Here is an 18967-nt window from a genome sequence, read left to right on the forward strand (position 1 = left end):
TCGAGCCACATAAGATGAAATTTTCACCTTATCTCCCTCCAAATGCGCCGTTATGGCCCCTGCATCCGGATATAAGCATAAAAAATCACCTTATTTCGGCGTCTTCCCCACTCCACATCAAAATAAGGTGAAAAAGTAACTCTATTCGAAAACTCCCCTCTGCAATGCACTCCCCGCTCGCTCCTTCCTACCCCTCCGTTCATCCTTGGCTTTCCGGACGACGTTTCGATCTGAGCAGCGAGTAGCGGGACGACGTCGGCAGCGGGGTGTCCTCCTCTTTCTCCTGACCGTAGATGCGAATACTCATCGCCACGCCGATGCTCGCCATATTAATCAGCAGCGAGGTGCCGCCGTAGCTGATGAAAGGTAGGGTAATTCCCGTCAGCGGCATCAGGCCGATGAACATGCCGATATTTTCGAAGATCTGATACAGCAGCATCGCCACGATCCCCACGATCAAATACGGCCCGCTGGTCTCGCGGCATTCCAGGGAGATCAGGATAAGCCGGTGAATCAGGACAAAATACAGCAGCAGCAGTGCCGAGCTCCCGATAAAACCGAATTCCTCGGCGATCACCACGAAGATCGAGTCGGAATAGGTCAGCGGCACGCGCTCCGACTGCACCGTCTCCCCTTTCATGTACCCTTCCCCGGTCATGCCGCCGGAAGCGATCGCCAGCTTGGCGTTCCGGGTATGATACGAGGCGTCCTCGGACGCTTTCTCCGGCATCAGCCACGGATCGATCCGGTTGATCCAATGCTCCCGTCCAATCTCGACGAAGAAGTTGTACACCTGGTCGTGATACGTCTTGTAGGCGGTAATGCCTCCGATCACCGAACCGACGAAGATAACGACGGCGATCAGCGCATGCCAATACTTAATGTTCCCGATCCACAGCATGCCCGCCAATATGATGATATAACTAAGCGCATTCCCCAAATCGTTCTGCGCCATCACGGCCACGAACGGAATAAAGGTCAGCAAGCAGATCGGCACAACATCGCGCCAGAACGCCAGCCGGGGCTTTCGTTTGCGCAGCAGCATAAACCCGAGAAAAATGACCAGCAGCAGCTTGAAAAACTCCGCCGGCTGAAAGCTTTGTTTAATGACCGGAATCGTCAGCCAGCCGGTTGCGTTGTAATACGTATTTCCAATGAACATGACGATGATCAGCAGCCCGAAGCCGAACAGGTACAAATAAGGCGCGTATTTCACGAGCAGCCGATAATCCAGAATGGAGACCCCGAAGAACGCGGCGAACCCCAGCGCATAATAGGCCAGCATGCGAAGATGGTGTCCATCATATTTGGTACCCGACGTGGCGCTGTACAGCACCGCGATACTGATGACCATGAGCAGCAGCAAGATCAACACGATGGAGTAATCGATTTTTTTCAGTTTGCTCAGCATGAACATCCTCTTTTCTTCATCTAGAAACCCCGTTACCTTTACTTTAAAAGAAACCCTGCCTAACTACAACAGCGCTTTCGACCCAATAACGGGCGAAACGCCAAAAAGGTTTCCCCTTTCCGTTCGATTTATGTTCGGGCGGCGCTATTTTCTTACGGCACGCACCGCAAAAAAAGAACGCCGACGCAAGCGTCGGCGCCCGAAAGGGGGTCGGGATAAGAAAGGGAAAATGGGAGGCGGGAGGTTAAACGGGGGTAATCAGAGTGATGAGGCCCGTGGCCGCCGTCAGCGCGAAAATACCGATGGTTTGAATGTTGCCAAGCTCAACGGAAAACGTGCTGCCTTGCGTCACGGTCTGGATAAAATCCGGCGCATTGTACCGGGTAATGCGGAGCTCGACGTTACCCAGCGTAGCCGCAACCGTAACGATCCCGGTTGGGCCCAGCGGATCGGCGGCCACGAAATAACCTTGGCCGACACCAGCCGCTTGCGCATACGGATACGTCAGTGTGAACGCCATGTGGAATCTCCTCCTTTCGGCTTGAGATACCACATTCTATGAAACTATCCTTCCAAAGTGAGCGGCTTTTGGTTGAGGAGATTCACCTATTTTCATAGAGTCGCGCAGCGGGGGTTACCGCCCGCGCGCGATGCCCAGCACGTGTCGGTCGATGCCGGCGAGATCGGGAACCGTCACGATCTCGTCCCAATGGCCGGCGGCGCGCAGCAGCTCCGCGACGGCGGCGGCCTGGCCCTGGCCGAGCTCGAAGCCGATCAGGCGAGGCGGCCGGGGCAGCAGCGCGAGCTGCGCCATCATGGCCCGGTAGGGCATGAGCCCGTCCGGGCCGCCGTCCAGCGCGCCGCGCGGCTCGAAGTCCCGCACCTCCGGCTGCAGGTGCGGGATCTCCTCCGCCGGAATGTACGGCGGATTCGACACCACGATGTCCAGCGGCTCGCCGGCGAACGGTTCAAGCAGGTTCCCCTGCTTGAATGCCACGGCCAGGCCGAGCCGCCGGACATTGTCCTGCGCCACCGCCAGGGCGTCCGGCGAGATATCGCTCGCCGCCACGCGCCACGCTGGGCGCAGATGGGCCAGGGCCGCGGCGATCGCGCCGCTGCCCGTGCCGATGTCGGCGGCGTACGGCGCGCCGCCGGGCCACAGCGCATCGCTTTCCAGCGCGATGCGCTCCACGAGCAGCTCCGTTTCCGGCCGGGGGATCAGCACCGCCGGGTTGACCCGGAAGGTCAACCCGTAGAACTCCTGCTCCCCGGTGATGTACTGCGCCGGCTCGCCCGCCGCTTTGCGGCGGATCACCGCTTCCCAGGCGTCCCGCTTGTCCGCCGGGAACGGCTCGCGCAGCGCGGCCAAATACGCCGCGCCTTCAAGGCCCAGCACATGGCGGAGCAGCAGCTCCGCGTTCGACTCGGGCTCCCGCACGCCCGCCGCCGCTAAAAAAGAAGAAGCCTCTTTACGGGCTTCCCAAATCGACATTGCACCGGACATCCGGTATCCTTCGCTGTGCAAAACGTTATTCTCCTTTTTCCATCAATTCGGCTTGCTCGGCAATCGTCAGCGCCGATACGATCTCTTCGATCTCGCCGTTCATGACTTGGTCCAGCTTGTGCAGAGTCAGACCGATGCGGTGGTCGGTCACCCGGCTCTGCGGAAAGTTATAGGTTCGGATCCGCTCGCTGCGGTCCCCGGTGCCGACTTTGCTCTTCCGTTCACCGGCGTATTTCGCTTCTTCTTCCTGCCGCTTCATGTCGTAGATCCGGGCGCGCAACACCTGCAGCGCCTTCTCTTTGTTCGAGTTCTGCGATTTGCCGTCCTGGCAAGTCGCCACGATGCCGGTCGGGATATGCGTCACCCGCACGGCGGATTTCGTCGTGTTGACCGATTGGCCGCCCGCCCCGCTCGAGCAGAACGTGTCGACGCGAATGTCCTTATCCAAAATTTCGATATCCACGTCTTCGACTTCCGGCAGCACCGCCACCGTCGAGGTGGACGTGTGAATCCGTCCGCCGGATTCCGTCGCCGGAATGCGCTGCACGCGATGCGCACCGCTCTCGTATTTCAGCTTGCTGTAGGCGCCCCGTCCGTTAATCATAAAGATGACCTCTTTGAAACCGCCCAGGTCGCTTTCGTTCATGTCCATCACATCGACGCGCCAGCCTTGGGAATCGGCATACCGCGTATACATCCGGTACAAATCGGCGGCAAACAACGCCGCTTCGTCCCCTCCGGCCGCGCCGCGGATTTCCACGATCACGTTTTTATCGTCGTTCGGATCCTTCGGCAGCAGCAACACGCGAATTTTCTCTTCCAGTTCCTGCTGGCGGACGCTCAGTTCCTCGATTTCCAGCTTTACCATTTCGCGCATTTCATCATCCAGCTTATCGGCTTGCATCGCTTTTGCCGCTTCCAACTCTTCGACAACATTCTTATATTCGGTGTACGCCTCATATGCCGGCTGTAAATCCGATTGTTCTTTGGAGTAATCCCGCAGTCGTTTGGCATCGTTCGCCACGTCCGGATCGCAGAGCAGCTCGCTCAGCTTCTCATAACGGTCGGCCAGGGATTGTAGTCGGTCCAACAAGGGATGTCACCTCTCTTCATCGATCGCATTATCTTAAAAAAAGCCGCTCATCCGCAGGCTTAGTATTTCAGGGATAAACGACTTTTTATTATACCACAGAACGTTCGAAACGGCTAGCCAACCCGTACGGACCGCATTTTAAACAAAAGCCGCGAATTTCAACAACATCGTCGAAATTCGCGGCTTTGCGATTGTCAGATACGCCTGCTCGTCAGGCATCATTCGTGAACTCGGATCCCGGTACCCGCTGGCGGGCGAAGGGCTGCGATTTGTTCAATCAGCGACTGCTCCAGCTTGGCGTTCCAGTCCCGGACCATGCCGGGCAGCAAGCAAGCATCGACGATGACCCAGACGGTAAGCGCCAATCCGAACAGAATAACCGGAATGAGCAGCAGCAGCGAATAGGCCGTCTCGGGCGAATCCACGCTTTCGATCCCTGCCGCAATGGCAAACGCAAAATAAAGCCCGATCGTCAGAACAAACAACACCAACTGCACGACCCCGCTGGCCACCCGCTTCAGGTAGAAGCGGTGCACGCCCAAATGGCCGGCCAGCAGCATCAGGTAAGCAAGACCAAGCGACTTCTCCCGCTTATTCATTTCCGAATTCAGGAGCAGCAGCTCATTCGTGGTCAGATCGCTTTTCGTTAGCATGCTTAAATCGGAAACTCCGCAGATCTGCCGCGGTCAAGGAAAATCCGGTCGATAATGCGGTTTTCGATCTCGGCGTTGTACTGCTTCACCCACGTATGTACCAGAAACGCATCTACGATCCACCAGATGCACGTCGCGATCAACCCGATAACCGTGATCGACAAAATCAATTGGGTTACCGCCGTTCCCGTGCGCCCCATGTAGAAGCGATGTCCGCCAAAGAGTCCAAGGAAATACCACAGGATGTAGGCGACCACCATATTCTTCCCCTGATTTTTTACCTCGGATTCCAGCAGCATCAGCTCCCGGGTATCGAGTTGCGACTTCCGGGACATTGCATAATCCATACTCAAAAATAACTCCCCCTTGATACAAAAAATGATGAAACTTGAGATAAGTATACAAACTGGATTCTATGAAAACAATGCAAATTTTTCCCAACTATAAATCTTTCTATATCAAGCTATGCAGGACTTCCCCTATTTATACGCTCAATCCATATGTAAAAAAATACAAAAAATAAATCAAACTGCCCCAAAATTCGCGGGAGGTTCCGCGATTTATGGGGCAGCGACTCACCGCCGATATCGGATTCGATTACACATTAAAGCGGAAATGCATGACATCGCCATCCTGGACGACGTAATCTTTGCCTTCCAGGCGCAGTTGGCCGCGTTCGCGGGCCGCGTTCATCGAGCCGGCGGCGACGAGGTCGTCGTAAGAGACCACTTCCGCGCGGATGAAGCCGCGCTCGAAGTCGGAGTGGATCACGCCGGCCGCTTGCGGCGCTTTCGTCCCTTTGCGGATCGTCCAAGCGCGGACCTCCTGCACCCCGGCCGTAAAGTACGTATACAACCCAAGCAGCCGGTATGCCGCCTGAATCAGACGATCCAAGCCGGAAGCGCTCAAGCCGAGCTCCTCCAAGAACATCGCTTTGTCTTCGCCTTCCAGCTCCGCGATCTCCGCTTCCACTTTGGCGCTGATCGGCACCACTTCGGCGCCCTCGGCCGCGGCGAACTCCTTCACCTGCTGTACGTACGGATTGCTGTCGGCATCGGCCACGCCGTCTTCGCTAACGTTGGCGGCATACAGCACCGGCTTCAAAGTCAACAGGTGCAGGTCGCGCACAATCAGCTTTTCTTCATCGGCCAGTTCCACGCTGCGCGCCGGCTGGTCGTTATAGAGCGCCTCCTTGATCCGTTCCAGAACCTCGACTTCCTGGGCGTATTGCTTATTGCCGCCCTTCATGTTTTTCTTGGAGCGCTCGATCCTTTTCTCCACGCTTTCCGCGTCGGCCAGGATCAGCTCGAGGTTGATCGTTTGGATATCGCTGATCGGGTTGATCTTACCGTCGACATGTGTGATATTCTCATCCTCGAAGCAGCGGACCACGTGAACGATCGCATCCACCTCGCGGATATGGGCCAGAAACTTGTTGCCGAGTCCCTCGCCTTTGCTCGCTCCGCGCACCAAACCGGCGATATCGACGAACTCGAATGCGGTCGGCACGGTGCGGTTCGGGACAACCAGCTCGGTCAGTTTGTCGAGCCGCTCGTCGGGCACTTCCACCACGCCGACGTTCGGATCGATCGTGCAAAACGGATAGTTGGCGGATTCGGCCCCCGCCTGGGTTATCGCGTTAAACAATGTGGATTTTCCCACGTTCGGCAAACCCACAATGCCTGCTTTCAAAGCCATATTATTGACAACTCCTCATTCGTGTAATTGCTCAGCTTCCTTCAACCATAGTAACGATACGCCGGAAATATTTCAAGGTTTAGCCGCGATCCCCCAAGGTTTTGCTCATCTGGATGTCCGTGACCGTGTATCCCATTTTTTGATACAGCCGGTAAGCCCGCTGGTTATGGCCAAACACGTGGAGGCCGATCGTATTCAGCCCCAATTCGCGCACTTTCTCCTCCAGGGCGGTCATCGCCGCCCGGCCGTAGCCCTTGCCCTGGAACTCGTCGTAGACCAGAATATCCAGAATAAACGCAACGGGGCCCTTTTCCTGCTCCATCACATTAAACCAAAGATGGCCGACGGGGGCGCGCCGATCGTTCTCCTGAACGCTGAACAGATAGGCTCCCTCCGTGTCCAGATCGTCCGGGAGAAAGCGCCGGAACGCCGCTTCGGAGAGCGCCGGAGCGTCCTCCGGCTTCCACGTGCCGGCGGCGACCTTCTCCTCCGCGTATTCGCGAACCGAGCGGTCGCGAAACGTCCGATATTCCGCTTTCGTCATTGGGACCAATTGCACCATATGTATCCTCCCTATTTAGCGTCTATTCAAACGGATACCAGAAGCCCTGAAACAAGCTGCGCTTCAGCCAAATACCGGCAATCAGCAGAACGCCGCACAGCAGCGCGATCAGCTTATCGCCGCTCGTCATGACGTTGCCCATATACCAGGTCCGCCGCGGTTTCGTGCCGAAACCGCGCAAATCCATGGCATCCGAGACCGATTCAATGTGCTGCAGCGAGGACTGCAGCAGCGGGACAACCGCCTGCGTCAGATTCCGCGCCCGCTGAAGCAGGGTGCCATCGCCGCGGGAGATGCCCATACCGCGCATTTGCAGCGCGTTGAGGATCGTGCGGAATTCCTTCGTCAGATCCGGAATGTAGCGAAACGCGATGCTGACGGCATAGGCCAGCTTGTAAGGCAAGCCCAGTTTATTCAAGCTGGCGGCAAAACGGCTGGGATGCGTCGTAAAAATGAACAGCAGCGTAATCGGCAGCAGCGTCAGGTATTTGAGCGACAGCGTCAACACGTAAAACAACGTCTCCGTATTAACGGTATCGTATCCGAGCGGGATCAGCGGCGTGTCGCTTCCGGTCAACGTCGTGCCGAAACGGGGCGTGATTAACAGGATAAAGACGCTGTTGACCACGGTAAAGACCGTGAGCGCCCAGAACAGCAGCGCCATTTTGCGAAACGGGATCCGGGCCAGCAGCAGCAGCGAAACCCCGCCGGCCAGCATGACGGCGAACACGCGCAAATCCATAAACAGGAAGGTGACGACCGTCCAAGTCAGCAGCAGGATCAGCTTGACCGCACCATCCATCCGATGAAAATAAGAATCTCCGGCAACGTACAATCCGCTCGTTTGGCTCATCCTTGTTTCACCTTCTTCTCCGCGGCGATAAAAGCTTCGACGAACCGCGATGGATCGGCCAGTCCTCGGGCTCGGGCGAATCGCGCCAAGCTCGTCTCCCGCAGATTGGCCCGGGCGGTAATTTCTCCGTCCGCAAGAATCCGGGCGACCTGATCCGCTGCGATCATCCGTCCTTCCGCCATCACCGCCGCGCGGTCCGCATATTCCAGCGCCAAATGCATGTCGTGCGTGATGAACAGGAACGCCATGCCCTCCGAAGCAAGCCGGTCGATAAATTCCATGAATTCGGTATAATGTCGGTAATCCTGTCCCGCCGTCGGCTCATCCAAGATCATCAGCTTCGGCTGCAGCGCCAGGATAGCCGCGATGCTCAGCCGTTTCTTCTGCCCGAAGCTGAGCGCGGAGACCGGCCAGTTACGGTACGGATGCAGGCCGCATATCCGCAGCGCTTCTTCCGTGCGCCGCTCCCGCTCGGACTCGGGCACGCCGCGCGCCGCCAGGCCGATGCGGATCTCGTCCCGCACCATATGCTGGGTCAACATGTGATGGGGATGCTGCATCACGTATCCGATCTCTTCGCCTCGACGGCGGATCGACCAGCCGTTGATCACCTCGCCGCGCAGGCGAATCTCGCCCGTACTAGGCTTAAAGAGGCCGGTGATCAGTCCCGACAGCGTCGATTTCCCGGCCCCGTTGCTGCCGAGCAATGCAACGGTTTCGCCCGAGCGGACGGTCAGAGTGACATCCGCGACCGCGTTCTTGCCCGGCTCGTAAGCGAAGGATACGCCCCGCAGTTCAAGCAGCGGCTCGCCGGCGCTATCCCGTGCGGCTGGCGGAACGGAGGCTGCCCAGGCCTCCAGCCGTTGCCGCAGCTGCGGTTCGCTGAATCCCGGCGAACCGGTGTCTTCCTTCGGCTTGACGCTCTCCGGGCCAGTCAAGCCGGTGAACCCGGACAGCGGCAGTCCCGCATGGCTCAGCGCCTCCAGGTACAGCGGCTGGCGCAAGCCATAGCGGGGAAGGATCCCCGCCGCGAGCAGCTCGTCCGGCGTGCCGATCGCGGCGATCTCCCCCTCGTTCATCACGACGACGCGGTCGATATGCTCCAGCAGGACGTCCTCGACCCGATGCTCGATGAGGATGACCGTTTTCCCTTGGCTGCGGTGGATTTCGTCGATCAGCCGCATCGCTTTGGCACCGCTGGCCGGGTCCAAGTTGGCAAGCGGCTCGTCGAACAACAAAATATCCGCCTTCGTGGACAACACGCCGGCTAGCGCCACACGCTGCTTTTGCCCGCCGGACAGCGCATGCGGACCCTGCGCCTCGTATTCCCGCATCCCGACCAAATCCAGCGCGGAGGAGACCGCCGCTTTCATCTCGGGCTCCGGAGCCGCTTCATTTTCCAGTTGGAAGGCGACATCCTCCCCAACCGTCTGGCCGACGAACTGGGCGTCCGGATTTTGCAGGATCGTCCCGATCCGACGGCTGCGTTCGAAGATCGCCAGCCCCGTGGCGTCCCGGCCGTCCAGCAAGAACTGTCCGGACATTTCGCCGCCGTACGAAAAGGGAATTAGCCCATTGATACAATGGGCTAATGTCGATTTGCCGGAGCCGCTGGGCCCGGCGATCCATATTTTCTCCCCGTGCGCGATCTCCAGATGGATGTTCTTTAGCGTAGGCTCGCTCTGGTTTTTGTAACGGAAACTGAACTGTCGGAAAGTTATGGCTGCCTGCATCTTTTCAGTTAGCTCCTATCTGTCCACGCTTAAATTCGAGTTGTTGCGGTTACGCTTCACGTAAGCCAGCACCGCCGGCAGTCCCAGAATGAGAAACACGGCGAGATTCGCCAGCCCCGCGGAAATGACCTGGATCGCGATTTTGTCGTTCGGCTCGCCCATCACGAGGATATCGAAGAACCCGGAAAACGCCAGCGAAACGAAAATCCCCACGACGCCGTACGCGACGAACCAGACGACATGGCTTTTCTTCATCCGCCCTTCCTGGGCGTTGAAGTCCTTCGCCAAATAAATCAGGCCCATAAAAGCTGCGGTGATGCCCGAGCCCAGCGCCCACCCCCACCAGACGGTGCCGCTCGTAATCAGATCGTTGATGATATGTCCGATGAAGCCGGCAATAAAGCCGACGATCGGCCCGAACAATGCACCAAGTATCGCCAGCAGGGCAATGGCCGGACGCAGTTGCGTATCCGGCGCAATCGGAATGCCGATCCAACTGGTCGCGCCATACAGGGCAGCCCCAATCCCGATGGTCACCACCGTCCTTGTGCTCCACTTCCATAAGGAAGGTTTCATTTCCAACTCCCCCTCGATGGGCCAACCTCCATCATCATGCAAGGCTTGCCGCCGATATGTATCCGGGCGAACCGGTGTTCACCTTCAATATAATCGGGATTCCGTCCGATTGCAACGAAATTCTTACGAATTTGGTAGGATTTAAGACGGCCGCCCCTCTTTTCTCAACCGCTTTGCATGATTATCCCTATTAATCAGGTAGCCAGGAAGTGATGAAAAGAACCGTTTCAATGACCCGTTCTCCCTCGCTTATTTACTATCCGGAGCTTATCTACTATCCGCAGTATATCTACCATCGACAGTTTATCTACTATCGACAGTTTATCTACACTATCCTTAACTTATCCATTGCCCCTGGCTACTATCTTTAACTTATCCTACTGTCCACAGCCACTATCCTTAGAAAGCTACTATCCTTAGAAATTTTAGCCTATCCGCTTCACCGGCCCCAAGCCTGAGCGAACGGGATAATCGTGCAAAGCGCGGCAAAATAAGACAACGCAAACGGCCGGCGCCGGCTCGCTCTGGCTGCGGCCGAGACCGGTTGGCACGGCCGCGGCGGTTGGCACGGCCGAGACGGGTTGGCGCAGCCGAGACGGGTTGGCGTAGCCGAGGCGGGTTGTCGCAGCCGGACGAGCTGCCGCGCAGTTGCCGCGTTGCCGCGCTACTCGCGGCGCACAAGCCGCGGCGTGTTCCGCAGCGCCGGAACGCTGCCGGCGCCGATGCCGAACATGGCGGTGCGGAGCTCCAGCTCAACGCGCTCCAGCAGCGCGTCCAGCCGCTCCTCCGAATGCACCGCCGGTTCCAGCAGCGCCCGGCCGAACCCGGCCAGGTCCGCGCCAAGCGCCAGCGCTTTGGCGGCGTCCACGCCGGTGTTCAGGCCCCCGCTGCCGATCAGGGCGGCGTCCGGCAACGCCGCCCGCACTTCGCGGATGCATTCGGCGGTGGGGATCCCCCAATCCGCGAATGCTTCCGCCGCCGCGCGGCGCACGGGATCGCTGCCGCGGAACTTCTCGACCTGGCTCCACGAGGTGCCGCCGGCGCCGGCGACGTCGATGAAAGCCACGCCGGCTTCGCGCAGCCGTCTCGCCGTAGCGCCGTCGATTCCCCAGCCGACTTCCTTTACGCCAACCGGAATCGGGAGCTCCCGGCAGACCTCCTCGATCCGCCGAAGCAGCCCGCCGAAGTTCGTATCCCCCTCCGGCTGGAACACCTCCTGCAGGCTGTTCAAATGCAGCACGAGCATGTCCGCTCCGGCGATCTCCACCGCCCGCTTGCAATCCTCCGGGCCGTAGCCGTAATTCAACTGCACCGCGCCCAAATTGGCGATGATCGGGATGGACGGCGCGAACCGCCGCACGGCGAACGTAGGCGCCAACTCATCGCGCTCCACAGCGGCCCGGACCGAACCGACGCCCATGGACCAGCCGCGCCGCTCCGCCGCTTCGGCGAGACGCGTATTGATCTCGCCGGCCAACCGGCTGCCACCGGTCATCGAGCTGATCAGCAGCGGCGTGCGCAGCGAGGCGCCGAGAAACGCCGTTTTCAGGCTGACTTCGCCGAAATCCAGCTCCGGCAGCGCGTTATGGCGGAAGCGGTATTTTTCGAACCCGTTGCGGATCCCCTCCGCGTTCACTTGCTCCTCCAGACAGAGGCGAATATGCTCGGTTTTGCGTTCCGATGTCGGTTCCATACCGTACGCCCTCCTTTATCGAAAAATAAACCGGGGCGGCCCATCGCCCCTCTTCCCGCCTCCGCTACAGCAGCGGAGATAACAGCCGGGCCGCGGATTCCGCCAGGCGCACCGGGATTTTCTTGTGCATAAACGCATGTTTGTCGATCAGCTTCGCCGACAACAGATCGCGTTCGAAATTTTCCACCACTTTGGCGACGCTGTCGCTTTGGACCAACAATGCGTTCACTTCGAAATTCAAATGGAAGCTGCGCATGTCCATGTTGGCCGTACCGACGGTCGCCACCTCTCCGTCCGCGATCAGCAGCTTGGAATGCAGGAAGCCCTTCTCGTATTCGTAGATTTTCGCCCCCACCTCCAGCAGCGACGGAAAATAGGAATGGGACGCCAGGAACGGCAGCCATTTATCCGGCTTGGCCGGGAACAGGATGCGCACATCGATCCCCGATAAGGCCGCCACCCGCAGCGCCGTCAAGATATCCTCGTCCGGGATAAAATACGGCGTCGCCAGCCACACCGATTTCTTCGCCGAGGTGATCATCGCAAAAAAGATATTTTTCAGCGTCCGGCTCTCATTGTCCGGGCCGCTGGGCACGATCTGCACCGCTCCGCTGCAGCCCTGTTCGAGCTCGGGCGACAGGTACGCCAGGTCCATGATCTTCTCCCCGGTCACATACTGCCAGTCCTGCAGGAAAATAATCTGCAGCGACCGGACCGCTTCGCCCTTGACGAGCATATGGGTATCGCGCCAGAAGCCGTACGTTTTACTCCGGCTCAAATATTCGTCACCGACGTTAAGCCCGCCGATAAATCCAGTATTGCCGTCAATGACGACGATTTTGCGGTGGTTGCGGTAATTGACCCGGCTCGACAAGGCCAGGAAGCGGACCTCGCCGAAGATGCCTACTTTGACTCCGGCCTCCCGCAGTTCGCTGATGAACGATTTAGGCAGCCCGATGCTGCCGACCGCGTCGAACATGAAGCGAACCTCGACGCCGGCCCGCGCCTTGGCAATCAGCGTCTTCTGGATTTCGCGTCCGATGTCGTCGGCGCGGTAAATGTAGTACTCCATATGTATATGGTGTTCGGCTTTCTTGAGCTCGCGCAGCAAGGTAGAGAACGTCTCTTCGCCGTTGGTCAGCACCATTGTGCGGGTCGCCATCGAATATGGCGTGCGGGCCAGCCGCTGCGACAGATGCAGCAATCGCTGCTGCCCGGGACTGAACTGCGACAAATCACGGGGAAGCGGATGGCCGCTGCGGTCGATCCGCTCGTAGCTGAGACGGTCCTGTTCCGCCTTCTTGTCGAATTTGCGCCGTTTGAAATAATTTTGGCCCAGCAGGAAATAGAGCACAAGCCCAACGACCGGCAGCAAGGCAAGCACGATGATCCAGGCCACCGTGCTGGATGGATTGCGGTTCTCCATAAAGATGGCCAAGCCGATCGTAATGACGGTGAGCGTTTGGAAAATACTAACGAGCGTACCCCCGAATTTACCGAAGACGCCAAATCCGAAATAATAGAAAGCAAATAAAACCGCGGCGATGAAAATGATTTGAAGTCCCCGTCTCATCGTTGTACTCCTTTTTGTCTAAATGATGCTTGCTTATATTCTACATGAACGTGCGCATTCTTCCTACTGGGGAGCGGGAAAAATGTACTCGCTTAAGCCCAGCGGTAAGTGTTAGACATTGTAACGGACTCAAACGCAAAAAAAAGACCTCACCCCGCGTTACTGCGGAGGTAGAGGTTCTTTTACGCGTATGATTAGCTCTCCGGCCGTTGGCTTTCGCGCCAGGCGCGAAGCTGTTGCAAATCGTTAGCCAGAAATTCATCCATCATTTCGGCCAATCCGGTAAAGAGCGGGCTGTTCGTCGCTTGCAGCAGCTCTTTGGCAAACGGCTGCGCCCACTTCAGCAAATGCGATTCCAGGAAGCGGATCTGCGCGTCCGCCAGCGCCAAGCAGCTTTGCTGCAGGCTGGCTTTGGCCAGCATCCCTTCAGCCAACACCGCCATAAATTCCAGCTCCAGCGCGATATGGTCGTCTTGCTCCCCGGTTAATTTATTGAACACAACCGCATTCTCCATGTACACCTTGCGGACTTCGGCGCTGCAATCCAGTACGCCGGAACCTTCCCTGCTGCCGCGGAATACACTCTCGCAGGACGGAATGATCGCCTCTCGGCCCGAAAACAGACGCTCATATTCCCTGGCTTCTTGATGGCAGACGCTGCGAAACTCCTCTTCCGGGATGCTCTCCAAATAGGCTTTCAGCCTTCGGCCGCCCTTGCTGACCGCCGCCTTCGGGTTCTGTTCGACCTTGCGGCGCCACTGAGCGATCAAGGACATCCGCGGCGGACGGCTCAGAAAGTCCATCAACAATTGATAAACCATTCCGCGAGTTTCCAACCACTGAACCTGCTCCTGCGTGTAGACCAAAGGTTTGAACAGCATTGCCATCCGAATTCATCTCCCTATATAGGTTATTCAAAAAGTCATCTTCCGATCACGAGGTTATTGCGAAGAAAGAGAATCGACATCGAATCTTGAATTCAGCCGGTCCTTCCGTTGCTCACGTAGCCTCCAGCTACGCTCCGCTACTCACTCCCTAGCTTCATCCAACCTTCTCGGTGCTCAAAACCTGACTTTTTGAACCTTTATTGAAGTGGTTGTTCAAAAGCCCTCTTCCGATCCTAAGAAAAAAAGATGACTTCCTTAAAAATGTCGGAAATCATCTCGAATGCATATACCGACACATGATTAAGGGGGATCACGTATTGCTTACTAGCATTATACCTTATAATGTAAGCGCTTCAATGTGATCTTTTTTACACTTTCCTATAGTTTCATTGTATCATCGCCCGCCACAGAATATACTTGAACAGTGTGTGTCAACGCATTGACGACCCGTTAGAATATATATAAAATTTGAAGCACTTAGGGGATGAAAGGAGGCATATACATGGAGCAGTTGCTTGACCCTTTCGGGCGAAAGCACGATTACCTGCGCATTTCGGTCACCGACCGGTGCAATTTGCGTTGCGTCTACTGCATGCCCGCCGAGGGAATGGTTTTTCAGCCGCATGAGGAAATCATGAGCTATGAAGAAATTGCCGAGACGGTATCGGCTCTTGCTCCGATGGGCCTCCGCAAAATCCGGCTAACCGGCGGCGAACCGCTGGTGCGCAAGGATTTGGAACAACTTGTTGCCATGCTTTCCGGCATTCCGGGCATTGAAGATATCGCGTTAACTACGAACGGCATGTTTTTGGCCAAAAAAGCGAAGCTGCTGAAACAGGCGGGATTAAAACGGGTGAACATCAGCCTGGATTCTCTTCGCCAGGACCGCTTCGCTATGATTACCCGCGGCGGCGAGGTGGAGAAAGTGCTGGAAGGCATTCAAGCTGCCGTTGAAGTCGGCTTCGAACCGATCAAGCTGAACGTGGTGCTGATGAAAGGAATCAATGAGGACGAAATCCGCGATTTTCTCGCGTTAACGACGGACCGGCCGCTGCATGTGCGCTTTATCGAATACATGCCAATCGGCAGTGCCAGCGAGTCCTGGCGCAAAACCTACTTGCCCCTGACGGCCGTGGATGACGTTTGCCGGGAAGCGGGCTGGGAAATGGAAGACGTCGACGGTCCGCGCGGCAACGGTCCTGCCGAGAGCCGCCGCATCGTCGGCGCGGCCGGAACGTTCGGATTGATCCATCCGGTCAGCGACCATTTCTGCGACAACTGCAACCGGCTGCGCCTGACCGCCGATGGACACATCAAAGCCTGCTTGTATTGGTCGGATGAGCTGCATGTGCGGCCCTATGCCGCAGCCGGCGACCGCGAGGGCATCCGCTCCCTGTTCCTGAAGGCGCTTGGGGCCAAGCCGAAGAATCACGAAATGGCGTTGGCGCTGGAGCATAAGCAGCAAAGCCATACGCCGACGAGCCGCCGGATGTCGCAAATCGGCGGCTAGTCCGTCAGGCCGCCCGACTCCAGCAGCATCCGGGCCTGGTCGTAATCCTCCGGCTTGTTCATATTAAACGCGCACCACTCCAGGGGGAGGCCCGACGCTAACGCGAGGGCCTCCCCTTCGAGATATTCGGCCCGCAGCGTTTCCGTCCAGGCCGTCATTTTAAGACGTCCCTCCTGCAGCCGGGCTTCGAGGCTCGGCAGCACGCTGCGCCGGTAGGCCGCCAGCAGCGGATGCGCCCGCCCCTCCGTGCGGGCCAGGATCGCCTCCGCCGCAGCGAAGCTTGCCGGGTCGTCCGCCGCGCCGCCCGCCGAGCGCGCCGCCCGGGCTTCCGCTGCCTCCGCCCGCTCCAGCAAAGCGCGGAACAAGCCGCGATTCGCAAACGGCGTGTCGCAAGCTACCGCGAGGTTCCAGCACGTCGCCGAGCTTTCCAGCCCGGCGTGCAGGCCGGCCAGCGGACCGGCCCCCGGGAAGCGGTCGGTGACGACTTCTTTGCCGAACCGGTCGTATGCCGTTTGGTCGCCCGCCGCAATCACGATTCGCGAAGCCACCGGCTCCAGCTCCCGGACCAGCCTTTCCAGCACCGTCAGCCCGCCAAGCTCGAGAAGCGCCTTATCGCTGCCCATTCGGCTTGATCGTCCTCCGGCTAAAATGATGGCCGTCGTGTTCATCAGTTCTCCTCCAATGCATAAATTATGGTAAATTCAATAAAACTTGGTTTGTATCCCCTTTCACCTGTATGTTACATTGGGATCATAGTCACAAGCTTCTCATTGTGACCACTTGGGACCCGGACAGAAAGGAATGGCGCGTTTGCAGGACAAAAGACAACATTCGTCCTTTTCGTTGTTGCCGCTAGGGCTGCTTAATTTTTTCATTTACGGAACCATGGTCATTTTCGCCGCCTTTTTTCAATTATATTTGCAGGACATCGGCATGGACAAGCTGGAGATCGGCAGCTTGATGGCCATTGGGCCGTTGATCTCGCTGCTGGCTCACCCGTTCTGGAGATACCTGGGCGACCAGAAGCAAAATCCGCGCGCCATCCTGTTGGTCATGATGCTGGGATTACTTATCATGGGCCATCTGATGTTTAAGGTCAACACCTTTTCGATGCTGTACCTGACGATGATACTGCTTTATTTTTTCCTAAGTCCGCTGCTCTCGCACAGCAACACTCTGATTCTCGGCTATACCGCGGGAACGGAGAACCAGTTCGGCACCTACCGCATATGGGGCTCGCTCGGCTGGACCTTCATCGCGCTGGCCGCCGGACCGATTATCAACGCGATTGGCCATTACGGGATTTCGCTGCTGTTCAGCGTCACGTTGATGCTGGCGATCGGCTCTACCCTTCTGCTCCCCTCCATCCGCCAAGCGTCTCAGACGCCTTGGCTGAAAGGCCTGGAGCTGCGGCGGGCCCTGCAGAACAAATACTTGCTCGCCTTTGTGACATTCAGCATGTTGGTGGCGATTCCGAACGCGATAAACGGCATCTTTATGCCGCTGTTCATGACCGACCTAGGCGGATCGCGGCTGGAGGTCGGCGGTGCCGTGTTCTTGTCGACAGCTTTTGAATTGTTGGCGTTTATCCTGCTGGATCGGTTTTTGAAGCGAAAATTGTCCTATTTGCTCGCTTGCATCGCCATTGTCAGCGTGCTGTTTGCGATCCGCTGGAATCTGATGTCCGAAGCGACGCATCCAGTGCAAATCCTGTTGATCCAACTGCTGCATTCCGTGACGTTCGGCGGATTCTTCTACGTCGGCACGAGGCTGATCACCCTTCTGCTTCCGCGGCCGCTGAGGTCGGCAGGACAAGCGGTGTATACGTTTGCGGCAAGCGGCCTCGCCGGCGTAATCGCGGGGGTTTGGGGCGGCTGGATCTTCCAAAATTTCGGCTCGGTCGTTCTGTATCGGTCCGGCGTCGCCTTGACGCTGATCGGAGCGCTCGGATTCGCCGCCATCTGGTATCGGGTCCGCCAACATGGATATGCGCCGAGGCTCGACCATGATGAGCTGTAAGCAGGGTCGGCTTCGCCGCAATACGCCGCAATACGAAAGAAAACAATGCCTGACGCCGTAACGCCCTCGTACTCTTTGCGAGGTAACGCCGGTTGAGGGCATTGTTTTCTTTGCTGCATCTCCAGTGTAAAATATGAAATGCATTCCATAGCAAGCTATTTTCTCGACCTCTTATGGGGAAGGAGCTGTATGCCTTGCCGAACATTAAGCAGATCGCTGAAGCCGCCGGCGTCTCGGTTACCACGGTGTCTCGCGTCCTGAATAACCACCCTTATGTCAGCGCGGCCAAACGGACCGCGGTCGAGGAGGCGATTCGGCGGCTCAATTATTCGCGGAACATGAACGCCGTCCATTTGATCAAAGGCATCACGCAAACCGTCGGCGTGGTCCTGCCGAACATCAACCATTACTATTTCGCCCGGATCATGGAGGGCATGGCGCAGGAAGCGTTGAAACGCAACTACCAGTTGATGCTTTGCCAGACGGACTACCGCCCGAACGTGGAACGGAAAGTGCTGGAGATGCTGCGCAACAAGCAAATGGACGGGCTGATCATCTGCTCGCGGGCGCTTTCGCTAAGCGAAGTCGAATCCTACGCCGGCTACGGGCCGATCGCGTTGTGCGAACCCGCAAGCGGGGGTTGCCTCTCCTCGGTATATATCGACCATTACGCCAGCTTTCAAACCGCGATCCGCTATCTTTGGGAGCAAGGGCGACGACGCATCGGCTACACGATCAGCCGCCGCAACAGCCCCAGCAGCCTCAGCCGCCGGCAGGCGTATTTCGACTCGCTCGCGGCCCTGGGCGGACAAGCCCGCGAAGAGTGGGTGCTGGACGGCTGCTTCGACTTGGAGGACGGCGCGGCGCTGGTGGATCGGCTCCTGGCCATGGATGAGCGGCCCGACGCCTTGCTGATCACCGGCGACCAGGTGGCCGCCGGGTTCATTCTCGCCGCGCGCCGCCGCGGTCTGGAGGTGCCGGGCGATTTCGCCGTCATCGGCTTCGATAACCAGCCGATCTCCGGCTTGCTCGGCATCACGACGATTGATAACCGGCTGTCGGAGATCGGGGCGCGGGCATTCTCCATCATCCACGCGCAAATCGCCGCCGGCGGCACCGCCGTCTCCGAGGAGCTCGGCTTCCGGCTGATTGAGCGAGACACGGTGTGAAGCAAGGCGCAACGACGCCAAGGAGCCCGGCCA

18 protein-coding genes are annotated in these 18967 nt (G+C 57.9%); 3 read left to right on the plus strand and 15 right to left on the minus strand.

The features are described from left to right. Positions 1-199: 199 nt before the first annotated feature. The 14 genes from ACZF99_RS24295 to ACZF99_RS24360 all read right to left on the minus strand — a co-directional run bounded on the left by ACZF99_RS24295 (position 200) and on the right by ACZF99_RS24360 (position 14236). Entirely contained in the window at positions 200-1411 is a 1212-nt protein-coding gene (locus tag ACZF99_RS24295) for an FtsW/RodA/SpoVE family cell cycle protein (RefSeq protein ID WP_483607454.1), read from the minus strand. Between the two features lie 244 nt (positions 1412-1655). After that, positions 1656-1931 (minus strand): hypothetical protein, encoded by a 276-nt coding sequence (locus ACZF99_RS24300; protein WP_178023312.1) that lies wholly within the window; start codon positions 1929-1931, stop codon positions 1656-1658. A gap of 114 nt (positions 1932-2045) precedes the next feature. Continuing rightward, positions 2046-2915 carry a peptide chain release factor N(5)-glutamine methyltransferase gene (gene prmC / locus ACZF99_RS24305; RefSeq protein ID WP_483612942.1) on the minus strand — a complete coding sequence of 290 codons (870 nt, stop codon included), beginning with the start codon at positions 2913-2915 and terminating at the stop codon, positions 2046-2048. Positions 2916-2940: 25 nt separating this feature from the next. Beyond that, positions 2941-4008 (minus strand): peptide chain release factor 1, encoded by a 1068-nt coding sequence (gene prfA, locus ACZF99_RS24310; protein WP_483607455.1) that lies wholly within the window; start codon positions 4006-4008, stop codon positions 2941-2943. Positions 4009-4226: 218 nt separating this feature from the next. Next, positions 4227-4661, minus strand: coding sequence for an NINE protein (locus tag ACZF99_RS24315; RefSeq protein WP_483607456.1), 435 nt, complete (start codon positions 4659-4661; stop codon positions 4227-4229). A gap of 2 nt (positions 4662-4663) precedes the next feature. Next, the gene (locus tag ACZF99_RS24320; RefSeq protein ID WP_483612944.1) at positions 4664-5008 is read right to left on the minus strand and encodes a TM2 domain-containing protein; all 345 of its coding nucleotides are present in this window, start codon (positions 5006-5008) and stop codon (positions 4664-4666) included. A gap of 250 nt (positions 5009-5258) precedes the next feature. Continuing rightward, a complete protein-coding gene (gene ychF, locus ACZF99_RS24325) occupies positions 5259-6359 on the minus strand; it encodes a redox-regulated ATPase YchF (protein ID WP_483607457.1) in 1101 nt (366 codons plus the stop codon). 79 nt (positions 6360-6438) lie between these two features. Then, positions 6439-6921 (minus strand): GNAT family N-acetyltransferase, encoded by a 483-nt coding sequence (locus ACZF99_RS24330; RefSeq protein WP_483607458.1) that lies wholly within the window; start codon positions 6919-6921, stop codon positions 6439-6441. Between the two features lie 22 nt (positions 6922-6943). Further along, positions 6944-7774, minus strand: a complete 831-nt coding sequence (locus ACZF99_RS24335) for an energy-coupling factor transporter transmembrane component T family protein (protein ID WP_483607459.1) — start codon at positions 7772-7774, stop codon at positions 6944-6946. Further along, the gene (locus tag ACZF99_RS24340; RefSeq protein ID WP_483607460.1) at positions 7771-9507 is read right to left on the minus strand and encodes an ABC transporter ATP-binding protein; all 1737 of its coding nucleotides are present in this window, start codon (positions 9505-9507) and stop codon (positions 7771-7773) included. Before ACZF99_RS24340 ends, ACZF99_RS24335 begins: the two co-directional genes overlap by 4 nt. A gap of 15 nt (positions 9508-9522) precedes the next feature. Further along, positions 9523-10083 (minus strand): ECF-type riboflavin transporter substrate-binding protein, encoded by a 561-nt coding sequence (locus ACZF99_RS24345; protein WP_483607461.1) that lies wholly within the window; start codon positions 10081-10083, stop codon positions 9523-9525. A gap of 664 nt (positions 10084-10747) precedes the next feature. Then, the gene (gene fni / locus ACZF99_RS24350; RefSeq protein WP_483607462.1) at positions 10748-11776 is read right to left on the minus strand and encodes a type 2 isopentenyl-diphosphate Delta-isomerase; all 1029 of its coding nucleotides are present in this window, start codon (positions 11774-11776) and stop codon (positions 10748-10750) included. A 64-nt stretch (positions 11777-11840) separates the two neighbouring features. After that, positions 11841-13349, minus strand: a complete 1509-nt coding sequence (cls, locus tag ACZF99_RS24355) for a cardiolipin synthase (RefSeq protein WP_483607463.1) — start codon at positions 13347-13349, stop codon at positions 11841-11843. Between the two features lie 194 nt (positions 13350-13543). Further along, positions 13544-14236: a TorD/DmsD family molecular chaperone gene (locus ACZF99_RS24360; RefSeq protein ID WP_483607464.1), complete on the minus strand. Its 693-nt coding sequence runs from the start codon at positions 14234-14236 to the stop codon at positions 13544-13546. Between the two features lie 502 nt (positions 14237-14738). Here ACZF99_RS24360 and moaA point away from each other — a divergent pair. Beyond that, on the plus strand, positions 14739-15746 hold the full coding sequence (moaA, locus tag ACZF99_RS24365; RefSeq protein ID WP_483607465.1) for a GTP 3',8-cyclase MoaA: 1008 nt from the start codon (positions 14739-14741) through the stop codon (positions 15744-15746). On the opposite strand, the gene mobA is transcribed toward moaA, so the two are convergent. Beyond that, on the minus strand, positions 15743-16414 hold the full coding sequence (gene mobA, locus ACZF99_RS24370; protein ID WP_483607466.1) for a molybdenum cofactor guanylyltransferase: 672 nt from the start codon (positions 16412-16414) through the stop codon (positions 15743-15745). The two genes, moaA and mobA, sit on opposite strands and share 4 nt — an antisense overlap. Positions 16415-16547: 133 nt before the next feature. Here mobA and ACZF99_RS24375 point away from each other — a divergent pair, with 133 nt between their 5' ends. Both ACZF99_RS24375 and ACZF99_RS24380 read left to right on the plus strand, forming a co-directional pair. After that, positions 16548-17765 carry an MFS transporter gene (locus tag ACZF99_RS24375; protein ID WP_483607467.1) on the plus strand — a complete coding sequence of 406 codons (1218 nt, stop codon included), beginning with the start codon at positions 16548-16550 and terminating at the stop codon, positions 17763-17765. A 194-nt stretch (positions 17766-17959) separates the two neighbouring features. Next, the gene (locus ACZF99_RS24380; protein WP_483612946.1) at positions 17960-18934 is read left to right on the plus strand and encodes a LacI family DNA-binding transcriptional regulator; all 975 of its coding nucleotides are present in this window, start codon (positions 17960-17962) and stop codon (positions 18932-18934) included. The last annotated feature ends 33 nt before the right edge of the window (positions 18935-18967 follow it).

The sequence above is a fragment of the Paenibacillus sp. JL3B1040 genome (assembly GCF_057063165.1).

What these genes read in the sequence shown, in the direction of transcription:
- ACZF99_RS24345 (WP_483607461.1), bottom strand. Translation starts at nt 10,083, where the DNA reads ATGAAACCTTCCTTATGGAAGTGGAGCACAAGGACGGTGGTGACCATC.
- ychF (WP_483607457.1), bottom strand. Translation starts at nt 6,359, where the DNA reads ATGGCTTTGAAAGCAGGCATTGTGGGTTTGCCGAACGTGGGAAAATCC.
- ACZF99_RS24300 (WP_178023312.1), bottom strand. Translation starts at nt 1,931, where the DNA reads ATGGCGTTCACACTGACGTATCCGTATGCGCAAGCGGCTGGTGTCGGC.
- ACZF99_RS24335 (WP_483607459.1), bottom strand. Translation starts at nt 7,774, where the DNA reads ATGAGCCAAACGAGCGGATTGTACGTTGCCGGAGATTCTTATTTTCAT.
- moaA (WP_483607465.1), top strand. Translation starts at nt 14,739, where the DNA reads ATGGAGCAGTTGCTTGACCCTTTCGGGCGAAAGCACGATTACCTGCGC.
- ACZF99_RS24315 (WP_483607456.1), bottom strand. Translation starts at nt 4,661, where the DNA reads ATGCTAACGAAAAGCGATCTGACCACGAATGAGCTGCTGCTCCTGAAT.
- ACZF99_RS24295 (WP_483607454.1), bottom strand. Translation starts at nt 1,411, where the DNA reads ATGCTGAGCAAACTGAAAAAAATCGATTACTCCATCGTGTTGATCTTG.
- ACZF99_RS24330 (WP_483607458.1), bottom strand. Translation starts at nt 6,921, where the DNA reads ATGGTGCAATTGGTCCCAATGACGAAAGCGGAATATCGGACGTTTCGC.
- fni (WP_483607462.1), bottom strand. Translation starts at nt 11,776, where the DNA reads ATGGAACCGACATCGGAACGCAAAACCGAGCATATTCGCCTCTGTCTG.
- mobA (WP_483607466.1), bottom strand. Translation starts at nt 16,414, where the DNA reads ATGAACACGACGGCCATCATTTTAGCCGGAGGACGATCAAGCCGAATG.
- cls (WP_483607463.1), bottom strand. Translation starts at nt 13,349, where the DNA reads ATGAGACGGGGACTTCAAATCATTTTCATCGCCGCGGTTTTATTTGCT.
- ACZF99_RS24360 (WP_483607464.1), bottom strand. Translation starts at nt 14,236, where the DNA reads ATGGCAATGCTGTTCAAACCTTTGGTCTACACGCAGGAGCAGGTTCAG.
- prmC (WP_483612942.1), bottom strand. Translation starts at nt 2,915, where the DNA reads ATGTCCGGTGCAATGTCGATTTGGGAAGCCCGTAAAGAGGCTTCTTCT.
- ACZF99_RS24375 (WP_483607467.1), top strand. Translation starts at nt 16,548, where the DNA reads ATGGCGCGTTTGCAGGACAAAAGACAACATTCGTCCTTTTCGTTGTTG.
- ACZF99_RS24340 (WP_483607460.1), bottom strand. Translation starts at nt 9,507, where the DNA reads ATGCAGGCAGCCATAACTTTCCGACAGTTCAGTTTCCGTTACAAAAAC.
- ACZF99_RS24320 (WP_483612944.1), bottom strand. Translation starts at nt 5,008, where the DNA reads ATGGATTATGCAATGTCCCGGAAGTCGCAACTCGATACCCGGGAGCTG.